Annotated in this window: 12 protein-coding genes; 7 read left to right on the top strand and 5 right to left on the bottom strand. The window is 69.8% G+C overall.

Annotated features, from left to right (window positions below):
- The first annotated feature begins 19 nt into the window (after positions 1 to 19).
- Positions 20 to 883 carry a hypothetical protein gene (locus ACZ3H8_RS08910; RefSeq protein ID WP_467399213.1) on the top strand — a complete coding sequence of 288 codons (864 nt, stop codon included), beginning with the start codon at positions 20 to 22 and terminating at the stop codon, positions 881 to 883.
- Between the two features lie 24 nt (positions 884 to 907).
- Here ACZ3H8_RS08910 and ACZ3H8_RS08905 read toward each other — a convergent pair whose 3' ends face one another.
- The gene (locus ACZ3H8_RS08905) at positions 908 to 2,023 is read right to left on the bottom strand and encodes an SMI1/KNR4 family protein (RefSeq protein ID WP_467399211.1); all 1,116 of its coding nucleotides are present in this window, start codon (positions 2,021 to 2,023) and stop codon (positions 908 to 910) included.
- Positions 2,024 to 2,181: 158 nt separating this feature from the next.
- Between ACZ3H8_RS08905 and ACZ3H8_RS08900 the strand changes: the two genes are divergently transcribed.
- The 3 genes from ACZ3H8_RS08900 to ACZ3H8_RS08890 all read left to right on the top strand — a co-directional run bounded on the left by ACZ3H8_RS08900 (position 2,182) and on the right by ACZ3H8_RS08890 (position 4,694).
- Positions 2,182 to 2,640, top strand: coding sequence for a hypothetical protein (locus ACZ3H8_RS08900; RefSeq protein WP_467399209.1), 459 nt, complete (start codon positions 2,182 to 2,184; stop codon positions 2,638 to 2,640).
- A 285-nt stretch (positions 2,641 to 2,925) separates the two neighbouring features.
- The gene (locus ACZ3H8_RS08895; RefSeq protein ID WP_467399207.1) at positions 2,926 to 3,663 is read left to right on the top strand and encodes an RNA polymerase sigma factor; all 738 of its coding nucleotides are present in this window, start codon (positions 2,926 to 2,928) and stop codon (positions 3,661 to 3,663) included.
- On the top strand, positions 3,663 to 4,694 hold the full coding sequence (locus ACZ3H8_RS08890) for a hypothetical protein (protein WP_467399204.1): 1,032 nt from the start codon (positions 3,663 to 3,665) through the stop codon (positions 4,692 to 4,694). Before ACZ3H8_RS08895 ends, ACZ3H8_RS08890 begins: the two co-directional genes overlap by 1 nt.
- Before the next feature lie 197 nt (positions 4,695 to 4,891).
- Here the strand turns inward: ACZ3H8_RS08890 and ACZ3H8_RS08885 are convergent, their stop codons facing one another.
- Positions 4,892 to 5,791 carry a L,D-transpeptidase family protein gene (locus ACZ3H8_RS08885; protein WP_467399202.1) on the bottom strand — a complete coding sequence of 300 codons (900 nt, stop codon included), beginning with the start codon at positions 5,789 to 5,791 and terminating at the stop codon, positions 4,892 to 4,894.
- Between the two features lie 193 nt (positions 5,792 to 5,984).
- Here ACZ3H8_RS08885 and ACZ3H8_RS08880 point away from each other — a divergent pair, with 193 nt between their 5' ends.
- Both ACZ3H8_RS08880 and leuE read left to right on the top strand, forming a co-directional pair.
- Positions 5,985 to 7,565: an acyl-CoA mutase large subunit family protein gene (locus ACZ3H8_RS08880; RefSeq protein WP_467399199.1), complete on the top strand. Its 1,581-nt coding sequence runs from the start codon at positions 5,985 to 5,987 to the stop codon at positions 7,563 to 7,565.
- A 76-nt stretch (positions 7,566 to 7,641) separates the two neighbouring features.
- Entirely contained in the window at positions 7,642 to 8,295 is a 654-nt protein-coding gene (leuE, locus tag ACZ3H8_RS08875; protein ID WP_467399196.1) for a leucine efflux protein LeuE, read from the top strand.
- Here the strand turns inward: leuE and ACZ3H8_RS08870 are convergent.
- Complete coding sequence (locus tag ACZ3H8_RS08870) at positions 8,282 to 9,709, bottom strand: FAD-dependent oxidoreductase (RefSeq protein WP_467399194.1); 1,428 nt, start codon at positions 9,707 to 9,709, stop codon at positions 8,282 to 8,284. The genes leuE and ACZ3H8_RS08870 overlap by 14 nt on opposite strands.
- Before the next feature lie 38 nt (positions 9,710 to 9,747).
- Between ACZ3H8_RS08870 and ACZ3H8_RS08865 the strand changes: the two genes are divergently transcribed.
- Positions 9,748 to 10,389 carry a TetR/AcrR family transcriptional regulator C-terminal domain-containing protein gene (locus ACZ3H8_RS08865; RefSeq protein WP_467399192.1) on the top strand — a complete coding sequence of 214 codons (642 nt, stop codon included), beginning with the start codon at positions 9,748 to 9,750 and terminating at the stop codon, positions 10,387 to 10,389.
- A gap of 282 nt (positions 10,390 to 10,671) precedes the next feature.
- Here the strand turns inward: ACZ3H8_RS08865 and ACZ3H8_RS08860 are convergent, their stop codons facing one another.
- The gene (locus ACZ3H8_RS08860; RefSeq protein WP_467399189.1) at positions 10,672 to 12,021 is read right to left on the bottom strand and encodes an alpha-2,8-polysialyltransferase family protein; all 1,350 of its coding nucleotides are present in this window, start codon (positions 12,019 to 12,021) and stop codon (positions 10,672 to 10,674) included.
- Positions 12,021 to 13,004 carry a glycosyltransferase family 2 protein gene (locus tag ACZ3H8_RS08855; RefSeq protein WP_467399187.1) on the bottom strand — a complete coding sequence of 328 codons (984 nt, stop codon included), beginning with the start codon at positions 13,002 to 13,004 and terminating at the stop codon, positions 12,021 to 12,023. The genes ACZ3H8_RS08860 and ACZ3H8_RS08855 overlap by 1 nt, the downstream gene beginning before the upstream one ends.
- Positions 13,005 to 13,068 lie beyond the last annotated feature (64 nt).

The raw sequence follows: 13,068 nt of genomic DNA, 5'->3' as shown, positions 1-13,068 counted from the left end.
CGGCCGAAGGAGCGTGAACATGCGAGTGAACTACAGACTTGCCGCGCTGATCATCCCGCTCTCCGTTTCGTTGATCGGTTGCTCTGCGGAAGGGGAGCCGACGGAGTCGGTCGTGTCGGCTGAGTCCACGAGCCCCGGAGTAAAGACAACGGAGCCTGCGAAGCCGGTCACCGCAGCGGACTTTCTTGGCCGAGCGGAAGAGGCGATGGCGGCCCAGGGCGGCTGGACGTTCGCGGTGAAGGGCAGTGAGACTCTCGTCTTTCAGGGGCAGACGAGTGCCGCTTCTTACGAAGCCACCGTAAGGCGGACCCAGGCCCCTGAGGCTTTCCATTCCTCAGGGTCCGTCATCAGTAAGGGGAAGCGTAAGCCTGAAGAGATCTTTGTGATCGGTGGTACGCAGTACGTCAAAGAGGGAGGGGACACCTGGAAGCGCGGCCCCGTCTCCGACCCGGACATGAAGAACAAAGTGGAAGACCCTGTGGCTGCCATAGGGGAGTTCAGGAAGTACCTACAAGAGTCGGGGGATGACGTCACGCTGACCAAGGAGGGAGGGAAGGTTCGACTCCAAGTCCGCTCTGGCTCACGGAAGTTGTCGGAGGTGCGGGACCGGTCCTTTGCCGAGAAGGCTGTACGCGAGCTGAAGCCGACCCTGAAGCAACTTCAGAAGGCCGGGGTTTCAGCGACCGAGGACCAACTCACCCTGTCCCAGCTGGAGGAGACGCTGATCCTCGACCCCGAAACGTACAGAGTCGAATCCCACCGGTTGCGTTTCGGTTTTCTGATCCCCTACGGGGGACAGGACATCACTTATGGCCAGGATGTGAACGAGGAGAGCGGGGGAGTGTTCGACGAGGACATCGAGCTTCCCGCAGGGGTGAATTGAGCGGGGAGAGGAGTTCCCTCACGGCTACTCAACGTCGACCAATGGCTCGAAGTCGATGTGGTCCAGCGGGTCCTTCACCCGGCCGAGACTCGGCAGGCCTTCCGTGGCGAACCGGCCGCGCAGCCACTCAAGCAGGGTGTCGGTGAGCGTGCCGGTCAGCGGCGGGCCCTGTTCGGCGTGGCGTGGGTAGACGATCAGCGGCCAGTCGTCCGGTGTGGGGCCCTCGGTGAGCCAGCCCAGTCGGTCGCCGTCGATGGAGTCGGCGAACGGGAGGAAGCCGCCCGGCTCCGGCCAGACCGCCAGCGGCTGGAACTGCGGGTGTTCGGCGCGCAGTCCACGGTAGGCGTCGCAGACCCACCTGACCTCCTCGGCAAGTCCGTGCTCGCCGGTGCTCAGAGGGGCGCTGACTCTGAGCCAGTTCGTCCAGCAGCCGCCTCCGTACGTCTCCATCAGGGTCACGTACTCCGCCGGAAGCCGCGTGCCGAGGTGCTCGTACAGCCACTCCCATGTGCCGTCTCCGAGAAACGGCTTCCGCGGCGGCGGTACGAGTGCGGTCAGTGCCGCCAAGCCCGTGCCCTCGGTGAGCGCGGCGCGCTGCTGCGGGGTCGGTGCCGGGCGCGGGACCGGCGGGGTCCACGGGCCGGGGTCGACTTCGGTCAGGAAGGCCGTGCGGCTCGCGCTCGGCCGGAGGCCCTCGCCGATGAGCGTGGTCAGGGTGGGCAGCAGCGGAGTGCTGTAGCGGTGCCAGGGGTCCGCGCCCGCGCGAGCCCCGTCCTTGTGGAAGGTGACGACCGGCCACTCGTCGGGATCGTCGGACGCCGTGGTGTCCCAGTACAGAAGGTCGCACATCCGGGTCTCGCCCCACGGGAGCAGTCCCTCGGGCGCCTCCCGTCGTGCGCCCTCCAGCCAGCTGCCGTACTCGAACCAGCCCTCCCGGGCGCACGGTATGTGCAGCCAGAGGAACTCCCCGATGTCCAGCGGCCCGTAAGCGGAGGCGATCGCTTTGTAGTCGGCGGGCAGTCGCAGTCCGAGCCAGGACTCGACGGTGTCCCAGTCGACGGGGACGGGAGCCGGGGCGGCGGCGGCCGGGGGTTGGCCGAATAGTTCCGCGAAGGCGGTGACGTATGAGGCCGGTGTCATGGGGCGCATCCTGGCACGTTGGCGTGAATGGTGTGAATGGTGTGGGCGGAAGACGCCTGAGCCGTGAAAATGGTTGTACGGGTGGCCTGAACTCATGCGTGAGAACGAACACTTCCGCTTGGCGTGATGTTCTTCATGTACATGCCGCTGGGTCTGGCATGGATACGGACTTTGGAGTGCTGCCCGGTGCTGCCGAGATGCGCGTCTATGCCGCCGGGGTCGTCGACCGGCTGACGGCGCGCAGCCGGCTGCCGCTCGACTACTCCGTCGCCAGTCTGCGGATCGTCGACTTCATGGTGGACGGGGTACGGCGCGGCCGTCCGGAGATCGGGCGGGTCGCCGGGCTCCTCCAGGGCCTCGGGGCGTACGCGGGAGAGGTCATCGTCCGGCGGGCCGGGGCCCGGTGGGTGGACTTGGACCCGGAGCAGCGGGAGCTGTTCGGCCAGCCGGTGGGGATCCGGATGCCCGACGGGCGCGTGTGGAATCCGCTCGGCAAGGTGGTCAACCGCTTCGAGCTGGGCGGCCCGGAGGAGTCGATGCAGCGCTTCTATCTGCTGCTGCACGGGCGGGCGCGCAAGGCCGCCGCGCCGGATGCCCCACCGGTCGTGTGCTGCTGACGGAGTAGCCCCGGACGCAGACGGAGCGGCCCCGGACGTAGAAGGACGACCGGGGCCGCCACCCCCCACAGGAGAGGCCCCGGTCGTCGTTCGCCGGGGCGGCAGAGCCGCCCCGTACTTCTCTCAGCGCCGAGCGTGCGGTTTCTGTCACACCCCGCTGTGTCGGCACGTCGTTGCTGGTTGTACAAATTATGGACGTGGCCCCCTGCAAGGACGTAGCGTGCTGATTCGCGCAGGGCGGCGCGGCAGTGGTGACCAGCTGCGAATTCAGGACAGGTTGGGGTAGTGCTGGGGGACGACGCGGAGTTGACCGCCGCGGTGCTCGCGGCACAGGACGGGGACGAGAGCGCCTTCCGTACTGTGTACCGCGCCGTGCACCCGCGGCTGCTCGGCTATGTACGCACTCTGGTAGGCGAACCGGACGCCGAGGACGTCGCGTCCGAGGCCTGGCTGCAGATCGCCCGCGACCTCGACCGGTTCAGCGGCGACGCGGACCGCTTCCGCGGCTGGGCCGCACGGATCGCCCGCAACCGCGCCCTCGACCACATACGCATGCGCGGCCGTCGCCCCGCCGTCGGGGGCGACGAGACCGAGCTCACCGGCAAGGCCGCCGACTCGGACACCGCGGACGAGGCCATGGAGGCTCTCGCCACCGGCAACACGATGGCCCTCATCGCCCAGCTGCCGCAGGACCAGGCCGAGGCCGTCGTCCTGCGCGTCGTGGTCGGCCTCGACGCGAAGAGCGCGGCCAAGACGCTGGGCAAGCGGCCCGGCGCGGTACGCACCGCTGCGCACCGCGGGCTGAAGAGGCTGGCCGAGCTGCTGGGCGAGGAAGCCGCCCCGACCCTCAGCGAGGACACCGCGCCGGCCCTCAGCGCGGACGGCGGCGAAGCGGACCACGTACACCCTGGTGCCGACCGCGCGGATCTGAACGGCGTACCGCCGCAGCGCGGCCCCCGACCGGGCGCGACGGCACCCGCCGGTGTGACGCATTCACGCCTGCGGACGCAGAAGGACATGTGATGGCCGACGAGCGGTACGAGTGGCTTGACAGGGACGCGGCGGAGCGACTGCTGCGCGGTGAACCGGTCGAGGCTGCCGACGAACACGCCCGTATCCAGGCCGCGCGACTGTCCCGCGAGCTGTACGGAATGGGCAGACCCAGCCACTCCGGCTACTTGGACGGCGGTGAAATGCCCGGCGAGGCGGCCGCATTGGCCGCCTTCCGGAAGTCCAGGGCGGACGCCGACGTGCCCGCGGGGGACATGCTCGGGGCCGTACGTCTCGCCCCTTCCACGCGCCCCGCTTCCACGCACCGCGCACCCCGCACGATCTTCGCCCGCCCGGTGCGCTTCGGGCTTGTCGCCGCGGTGGCCGGCTGCGCGCTCGGCGGCGTCGCCGTCGCCGCGAGCACGGGCTTCCTGCGGTCGCCCTTCGGCGGCGATCCGCTGCCCGCGTCCTCCGTCTCGGCCGCCGCGACCCCGGGGCCGCTGGTCTCCGAGTCGCAGACCGGCGGGGGAACAGTCGCACCCCCGCCGATCTCGGGCTCGCCCAGTACGCCGCCGGTGTCACCCCCGGCGAGTGAGGGCGGCGAGCAGCCGGCCCCGTCAAGCGGCGCGGACGGCGGCTCGGGCAAGCGGCAGGGCGACCCGGACGACAAGTCCCCCGACCGGAACGCCGAGTCGTACCGCAAGTCGGTCGAGGCCTGTCGCGACTACCGCAGTGGCCACATCGCCCCCGACCGCAAGCGGCAGCTCGAGGAGGCGGCCAAGGGGGCGGGCCGGGTGGAGCGCTTCTGCGACCAGCTGCTCGGCGGTGACACCAAGGACAGCGGCCAGAGCGACGGTGGCGGCGACAGCGGTGGCGGCGACGACGACAGCGGCGACAGCGGTGACGACGACGGGAAGGGCCACGGCGCCCCCGCCTTGGAGAGCCACTCGGGCGGCGCTTCCCTGCCGCCCGTCTCCTGGACGCCACTGCCCGCGGAGCCCGCGCCCCTGCCGTCCGAAAGTGCATCCCTGCCTACGTCCGGCGTTGCCCTTAACGGCTTCTGACCTGCGATTTCCCGGCAGTGACGATTTTCGGCCGTCCAGGTGTGACGTTTTTTGAAGCCACGGCGCAGTAGAGAGTGAGCCGACTGGTCATCGGCTGCGCCAGAGCCGGGGTTCCCCCCGTACCTACGGCTCGGCGCAAACGGCGCGGGCGGGACACGTTCCCCCGGTCCTGCCCGCGCCACATTCACCCCTCGCGCTCACCAATAGATGACCACGCGGTCACCGTTGCGGACCTGCGAGAAGAGCGAGGCGAGCTTCCCCTCGTTCCGGACATTGACGCAGCCGTGCGACGCGCCGTTGTAGCCCCGCGCCGCGAAGTCCGCCGAGTAGTGCACCGCCTGGCCGCCGCTGAAGAACATCGCGTACGGCATGGGCGTGTGGTAGATCGACGAGACGTGGTGCCGTGACTTCTGGAAGACGCTGAAGGCGCCCTCACGCGTCGGCGTGTACTGCGAGCCGAAGCGCACGTCCATCGTCGACTGCACCTTGCCGTCGATCACCCAGGAGAGCGTGCGGGTGGTCTTGCTGATGCACATCACCCGGCCCGTCTTGCAGCGCGGGTCCAGCTTCGCCGACGGCTTGTTGACGGTCCTGCCGTTCAGCTCGTCGCGCGTCGGCTTCTTCGTCATGGCGAGCAGCTTCTGCCAGGTCACGGCGTCCGTGTCGCCCGTCGTCGGCAGCCCGCGCTTGCCCTGGAAGCCCTTGACGGACGCAACCGTCAGCGGACCGTACGTGCCGGTCGGGGTGTCGTCGAACCAGCCGATCTGAGCCAGCCTGGCCTGCAGCTCGCGCACCCGCTCGCTCTTCGAGCCGCTCGCCATCAGGACCTCGGGCTTCGCGGTCGTGGCGGACTCGCTCGGCTTCGCCGACGGCGTGCCCGGGTCAGACGCGGAAGGCGTCGGCGTCGATGTGTCGCCCGGCGCGGGCGCGGTGCTGCCCGGCTTTGCGTCGGCCGCCGGCCGGCCGACGGCCGCCTGCGCCATACAACCGGTGGTCACGGCCAGTACGGCGGCCGCGGCGAGCGTTCTGCGTATGACGGTTCTGCGTATGACAGCTCTGCGTATGACAGCTCTATGTATGACGGCTTTCCGAAGCATGTACGTCCCCCCTGTATTTCCTGTGCCTCATGAGACAGATTCCCGCTCTGCCCGGTTGCGCAATCCCGCGCATTATGGGGAAGAAGCTGTGAGGAAGGTCCCAGCGCGTGGCCCTCCACCCGTACCGGGCCCGCCGCTACAGTCCGTCGCGAGAGTCGGTTACCAGCGAGTAGCTTCAGTGGAGGCACACATCATGGCGCGCGAGTCCGAGTCGGGACTGCCCATCGAACCGGTCTACGGGCCGGACGCACTGGAGGGGTGGGACCCGGCCGAGAAGCTGGGCGAGCCCGGCTCGTACCCCTTCACCCGCGGCGTCTACCCGACGATGTACACCGGCCGTCCCTGGACGATGCGCCAGTACGCGGGCTTCGGCACCGCCGTCGAGTCCAACGCCCGCTACAAGGACCTCATCGCCCACGGCACCATGGGCCTGTCCGTCGCCTTCGACCTGCCGACGCAGATGGGGCACGACTCGGACGCGGCCATCGCGCACGGCGAGGTCGGCAAGGTCGGTGTCGCCATCGACTCGCTCGACGACATGCGGGTGCTGTTCGACGGGATCCCGCTGGACAAGGTCTCCACGTCGATGACGATCAACGCGCCGGCCGCGCTGCTCCTGCTGCTGTACCAACTCGTCGGCGAGGAGCAGGGCGTCCCCGCGGACAAGATCACCGGCACCATCCAGAACGATGTGCTCAAGGAGTACATCGCCCGCGGCACGTACATCTTCCCGCCCAAGCCCTCGCTGCGGCTGATCGCCGACATCTTCAAGTACTGCAAGGCCGAGATCCCGAAGTGGAACACCATCTCGATCTCCGGCTATCACATGGCGGAGGCCGGGGCCTCGCCCGCGCAGGAGATCGCGTTCACGCTCGCGGACGGCATTGAGTACGTCCGTACGGCCGTGGCCGCGGGTATGGACGTGGACGACTTCGCGCCGCGCCTGTCGTTCTTCTTCGTCGCCCGTACGACGATCCTGGAGGAGGTCGCCAAGTTCCGTGCCGCGCGCAGGATCTGGGCGAAGGTGATGCGCGAGGAGTTCGGCGCGAAGAACCCCAAGTCGCTGATGCTGCGCTTCCACACACAGACCGCCGGTGTGCAGCTGACCGCGCAGCAGCCCGAGGTGAACCTGGTGCGGGTGGCCGTCCAGGGGCTCGCGGCCGTGCTCGGCGGCACGCAGTCGCTGCACACCAACTCCTTCGACGAGGCGATCGCGCTCCCGACGGACAAGTCGGCCCGGCTCGCCCTGCGTACGCAGCAGGTCCTCGCGTACGAGACGGATGTGACCGCGACCGTCGACCCGTTCGCCGGCTCGTATGTCGTGGAGAAGATGACGGACGACGTGGAGGCGGCGGCGCTGGCGCTGATGCAGCGGGTCGAGGACCTGGGCGGCGCGGTCAGCGCGATCGAGCACGGCTTCCAGAAGAACGAGATCGAGCACAGCGCCTACCGCATCGCGCAGGAGACCGACAGCGGCGAGCGCGTCGTCGTCGGCGTCAACCGCTTCACGCTGGATGCCGAGGAGCCGTACGAGCCGCTGCGCGTCGACCCGGCGATCGAGGCGCAGCAGGCGGAACGGCTTGCGAAGCTGCGGGCGGAGCGCGACCAGCAGGCGGTTGATACGGCGCTGGCCGCGCTGCGGAAGGCCGCGGAGGGCACGGGCAACGTCCTTTACCCGATGAAGGACGCGCTGAAGGCGCGGGCGACGGTGGGCGAGGTGTGCGACGCGCTGCGCGCGGTGTGGGGCACCTACGTCCCCACGGATGCGTTCTGAGCGGATCCGGCACGCCTCATTCCGCGATACGGAACGCAAAGGCGGAGTGTCGTACCCACGTGCGACACTCCGCCTCATGCTGGGTGTTACCGATCTGCCGACCTATCTCGTAGGCCTTGTCCTGATCATTCTGCTGCCGGGGCCGAACTCCCTGTACGTGGTCTCGGTCGCCGCACGCCGTGGTGTGCGCACGGGCTATACGGCCGCCGCCGGTGTGTGGTGCGGCGACACCGTGCTGATGGTGCTGTCCGCGGCGGGCGTCGCCTCGCTGCTCCAGGCCAACGCCGTGCTCTTCGGGATCGTGAAGTTCGCGGGCGCCGGCTATCTGACCTGGCTGGCGATCGGGATGCTGCGCGCGGCCTGGTCGATGTGGCGCACCCGGCGCGAGCGGACGATCGAGGAGCCGGCCGCGGACGGTGCTTCCGCGGCCGAGCGGCCCTTCCGCAGGGCCTTTGTGATCAGCCTGTTCAACCCGAAGGCGATCCTCTTCTTCATCGCCTTCTTCGTGCAGTTCGTCGATCCGGGCTACGCCTATCCCGCGCTGTCCTTCGTGGTGCTCGGCGTGCTCGCGCAGCTGGCGAGCTTCCTCTATCTGACCCTGCTGATCTTCACCGGCACCCACCTTGCGGCTGCGTTCCGCCGCCGCAAGCGCCTGTCGGCGGGAGCGACGTCGGCGGCCGGCGCGCTGTTCCTCGGCTTCGCGGTGAAGCTCTCGCTCAGCAGCTCCTGACCCGCTCCAGCCACTCGGTCAGCCCCGCCGCGGACTCGCCCGCCCAGCCGACATGGCCGTCGGGCCTGACCAGGAAGAGCCCCTTTCCGTACGGCTCGTAGGCGTCGATGCGGTGTACGTGCACCAACTGGCCGTCCAGCGGCGGAAGTTCCGCGTCCGTGCCGATCGCGAGCAGCGTGAAGTGCGGGCCGCGGAAGAGGTCGAACAGCCGGGTCCCGCCGGGCAGCGGGCCGTCCGGGGCGCGGTCGCCCGCCTCCAGTGCGCCGTCGGCGACGGTGCCTCCTGAAGCGAGCGGGCCGCCGCGGTAGCCCAGGCCGAGCTGCATGGTGGCCGCGCCGCGCTGCTCCTCGCCGCGGTGGATGCGGGTGGACAGGCCCAGCATCTGTGCGGCGACGGGCAGCCGCTCCTGTTCGTAGGTGTCGAGCAGCGCCTCGGGCGCGCCGTGGCGCAGCACCTGGCCCAGCTTCCAACCGAGGTTGTACGCGTCCTGGACGCTGGTGTTGAGGCCCTGCCCGCCGGCGGGGGAGTGGATGTGCGCGGCGTCGCCCGCGAGGAACACACGCCCCTCGCGGAAGCGGTCGGCCATGGCGGCGCGCGGCCGGAAGTCCGATGTCCACAGCACCTCGGTGACCTCGTCCGAGGCCAGATGGCTGCGGGCGGCGACCAGCGCCCGTATCCCCGCGGGCGAGGTGTCGGGCTCGCCTTCGGTGAACTGGCCGATGAGCTGGAAGTCGTCGGTGCCCGGCAGGGGGCAGACGGCGAGGTGGCCGGTGCCGTCGCCGGGGAAGATGTGCCAGCTCAGACGGTCCAGCGACGGGATGCGGACGTCGGCGACGAGCATCGGCGCCGGGTCGACGTCCTCGCCGGTCATCGGGATGCCGAGAGCCCGGCGCACGGTGCTGCGGCCGCCGTCGGCGGCGACCGCGTACGACGCGTGGACCTCCCCTGTCGAGAGCCGGGCCGTCACTGTGTGCGCGTCCTGCCTGATCCCGGTCAGGGCGGCGCAGAAGGCGACGCTGCCGCCCAGCTCCGTCAGGCGCGCGTGCAGGATCTGCTGGGTGCGCCACTGCGGGAGCAGCCAGGGTTCTGTATACGGTTCGGCCTCCGAGGGCGCGGGCCGCTCGAACATGTCGTGCTCGCCCTGCCTGGCGCCGTCCTGCCAGATCATGCCGACCGGGGCCCGGCCGCCGGATGCGAGGACCGCGTCCACGACCCCGAGGTCGTCGAAGACCTCCATGGTGCGCGGCTGGATGCCCTTGCCGCGCGAGCCGAGGAAGAGCGCGTCCGACTGCTCGACGACGAGGGTACGCACGCCGCGGCGGGCCAGATCGCAGGCGAGAGCGAGCCCGGTGGGCCCGGCCCCGACGACGAGGACGTCCACGTCCTTCGCTTCCTTAACGCTGTTAAGTTCCATGGTTCGGAGGATGCGCTTAACGCTGTTAAATTGTCAAGGTGGCTACGGAACGACTCGACCGGATCCGGGTGGCGCGCACCGCCCTGCGCCTGCTCAACGAAGTGGGCCTCGAAGGGCTGACGCTGCGCGCCATCGCCAAGGAGCTCGACGTCAAAGCCCCCGCGCTGTACTGGCACTTCAAGGACAAACAGGCGCTGCTCGACGAGATGGCGACCGAGATGCTGCGGCGGATGGCGGCGGACATGCAGGAGTCGGCCCCGCCGGCCGACTGGCGCGAGGGCCTCGCCGCGGCCATGCGAGGGCTGCGCGAGCACCTGCTGCGCTACCGCGACGGCGCGAAGGTCTACAGCGGCACGCATTTCACCGACATGAGCTACGCGGGCCCGATGGAGGCGAATCTGCGCATGCTCACCGGGACGGGGTTCACCCCGGCGGCGGCCGCGCGCGCCTGGCTCACCGCGTACAGCTACACGATCGGTTACGTGATCGAGGAACAGGCCATGGGCCCGGACCCGGCGACCGGTGCGGAGGGCTACGACCTGGCGGCGCGCGCCGAGCGGCTGGCCGAGTACCCGCTGGCCGCGGCGGCGGGCGAGGAGATGTTCGCGGGGCGCGATGCGGGGTTCGAGGTGGGGCTGGCGGCGGTGGTGGCGGGGGTGGGGGCGGTGCTGCTGGGCTAGCGCCTGCGGCGGGCCTGGTCCCCGACCCTCCCCCTACGCCCTGGCGGGCGTGGGGGGACCCCCACTTCCCGAACTGGGGGCAAGCCCCCAGACCCCCGTACGCGCTTCGCGCGTGTCCTCAATCGCCGGACGGGCTTGATATGCCCGGGCAAATCAAGCCTCGTGGGGGTCCCCCGGACGAAGTCTGGGGGAGTTTGAGGCGCGGGGTCCGGGGCGGAGCCCCGAAAATAAGCCCCTCCGGCGATTGAGGAGCGGGGTCTGGGGCGGAGCCCCAGGGAAACCTCAGCCCAGCGCCACCCGCTTCAGGCGGCGCGCCCGCCGCACCACCCTGCGCACCGCCGCGTTCCGCGGCACCGGGATCCCGCCCGGCAGACCGAGCACCGTCAGCCGGCGGCGCTTGAAGTAGCGCCAGGTGTGCGAGTCCAGGTGGCCCCTGAGATAGCTCTCCGCCGCCGCGCGCAGATCCGGCCTGAGCTGCGACTGCATCGCGAAGCCGACCGTGTTGAGCAGGCCGGTCACCGTCTCGTCCGCCTCCCTCTGCGCGCCCGATTCGCCCTTCGCCAGATCGGGCAGCAGCGCGTCGACGATCGTCAGCGGAATCCGGTTGCTGTTCTGGTACGGCGTGAGCCGGTCGAGGAGCGGCTCGGTGCCGATCCGGGCCACCGGGATGCCGTAGAACGTGCTCGCCGTGAACAGCGCGGTGGAGAAGCAGCCCGCCACCAGTGCGGGCCGCAGCTGACGGTAGAGCACTTCGGCGATCAACGGCCGGTCCAGGACGGTCAGTTCCGCCTCCAGCTTCTCCGCCTCACGCTCCAGGGTGCGCGTCCAGGAGGCCGGGGCCGTGGGGTGCGGCTTGAATACAATCCGGCGGTGGCCGAGCGCGACCGCGCCCCGCACCATCCGGACGTGGAGGGCCTCTTCCTCCTCGGGCGTGATGATGCCGAGCGCCGCGAGGTACTGGCCGAGCAGCAGGGCCGGGCCGTCGCCCGCCGCAGTCCCCTCGTCCGCCGCAGTCCCCGCGCCGGGTGCCACATCCGTGACGGCGTCGGAGAGTTCGGCGACGACCTTGACGAACGCCTCCGTCGGGACGACCTGCGGCTGTGCCCCGAACTCCGCGAGCAGCAAGGGCTTCAGGCCAGGCACGAGGTCCAGGTGGAACAGCCTGCGCACCCGCTCGCCGACCAGCGGGTCGATCTTGCTGCGGGTCGGTCCGTAGCTCATCAGCCCGTCCGCGTACACATCCAGCGTCGCGTCCGGGAAGAGCTGCGCGATCGCCAGCGCCGGGTTGACCTGGATGGACTCGACGGCCAGCTCGATCCGGTCGTCACCGAGGTCCCACAGCATCCGCAGATACCGCTCCCACAGCGGGCCGTCGTCCGAGCGCGGGGCCCAGCCGCCCGGATGAAAAGGGGAGATCGCCTCGTTCCAGGAGAGCACCCCGTCGAAGCGGCCGCGCAGCTGCTCGAAGCCGGGCATCGTGTCCAGGGAAGGCGAAGTCTCCGGCGTCGCCGCGTTGTTGGCGACCAGCAGGAGGCGCCGGTCGGCGGTCGCGAAGCAGCCGCTGTCGATCGCCGCGGCCAGCGTGGCGGCCCCGTACAACGAGGACGCGTAGAAGATCTGGGTCGTACGCATCAGGCCGCTGCCTCCCCGGAGAGCGGGGCGGGGCGGCGGCGCAGCCTGCGCAGCCTCGATGCGCGCTCGACGTCCATCGAGTCGAGCGCCTCCTTCAGAATGTCCTGCGGCATCCGCTTCAGGGCCGCCGCGCTCATTGCACGCAATTTCCGCGCCACTGCGGGTTCGAACCTCTCTACTGATCCCAAGTGGTGGGAAATGACGGCACAGTACGTTCGCACGGCTTTTGGCAACAGCTGAGCGGAATCCGGATCCTTCGCCGTTTCTTCGAGCACCTGGTCGAATGCCCGGATGAAATCAAGCTGGCGAATGTCACCAATTTGTGTCAGGGATGATGCAACGCCGCGTCGGTAGAAGATCCCCAAGTGGCTGATCGCGGCAAAAGACTCGGCCTCGCGGTGCAGCCGCCAGATCCACGGCCGGTCCTCGGCGGTGCGCAGCCCGTGCGTGAAATGCAGCAGCCCGCGCTCCGCGAGCCGCCGGTGGTACATCCCGGCCCAGGCGAAGGGGTAGTCGACGCCGGTCGACCGGTCGGCGGGCAGGATCGCGTCCCGCGGCCGCAGCACCTCTCCGCGTCGGCCGACCGGGACGCGGTGGACCGTGCGGGCCCTGGCCGTGCACTGGACATGGTCGGTGCGGACGAAGTCGCAGCCGAGCTCCTCGATGGCCGCGAGCAGGCGCTCGTAGTGGCCGGGCGCCAGCCAGTCGTCGCCGTCGAGGAAGGTGAGGTACTCCCCGCTCGCGGCGTCGAGGCCGGTGTTCCGCGCGGTGGCGAGGCCGCCGTTCTGTTCATGTCTGATCAGCCGAGCCCCCGGAACCTCACGCTCCGCGCGCTCCAGGATCTCCGGTGTCCCATCTGTCGAGCAATCGTCGACAAGCAGGAATTCGAAGTCCTCGCGGGCGTTCGCCTGGAGGCTTCTCAGGGTGTCGGGGGCGTATGTCTGCACGTTGTAGAACGGCACGATGACGGAGAGCTTAACCACCCGCGTGAGGTTAGGCCGAGACCCGGCATTCGTTCTGTCGCTGGGAGGGATGGCGGGTGAACGC

It is taken from the genome of Streptomyces sp. NPDC002868 (genome assembly GCF_055563295.1).
The sequence above is the reverse complement of the archived record's forward strand: the minus strand, read 5'-3'. Positions and strand labels throughout refer to the sequence as shown.

Bases quoted from the DNA above. Each gene is read 5' to 3' on its own strand.
- ACZ3H8_RS08870 (WP_467399194.1), bottom strand. From the start codon at position 9,709: ATGGAACTTAACAGCGTTAAGGAAGCGAAGGACGTGGACGTCCTCGTC.
- ACZ3H8_RS08910 (WP_467399213.1), top strand. From the start codon at position 20: ATGCGAGTGAACTACAGACTTGCCGCGCTGATCATCCCGCTCTCCGTT.
- ACZ3H8_RS08860 (WP_467399189.1), bottom strand. From the start codon at position 12,021: ATGCGTACGACCCAGATCTTCTACGCGTCCTCGTTGTACGGGGCCGCC.
- ACZ3H8_RS08885 (WP_467399202.1), bottom strand. From the start codon at position 5,791: ATGCTTCGGAAAGCCGTCATACATAGAGCTGTCATACGCAGAGCTGTC.
- ACZ3H8_RS08880 (WP_467399199.1), top strand. From the start codon at position 5,985: ATGGCGCGCGAGTCCGAGTCGGGACTGCCCATCGAACCGGTCTACGGG.
- ACZ3H8_RS08890 (WP_467399204.1), top strand. From the start codon at position 3,663: ATGGCCGACGAGCGGTACGAGTGGCTTGACAGGGACGCGGCGGAGCGA.
- ACZ3H8_RS08900 (WP_467399209.1), top strand. From the start codon at position 2,182: ATGGATACGGACTTTGGAGTGCTGCCCGGTGCTGCCGAGATGCGCGTC.
- leuE (WP_467399196.1), top strand. From the start codon at position 7,642: ATGCTGGGTGTTACCGATCTGCCGACCTATCTCGTAGGCCTTGTCCTG.
- ACZ3H8_RS08905 (WP_467399211.1), bottom strand. From the start codon at position 2,023: ATGACACCGGCCTCATACGTCACCGCCTTCGCGGAACTATTCGGCCAA.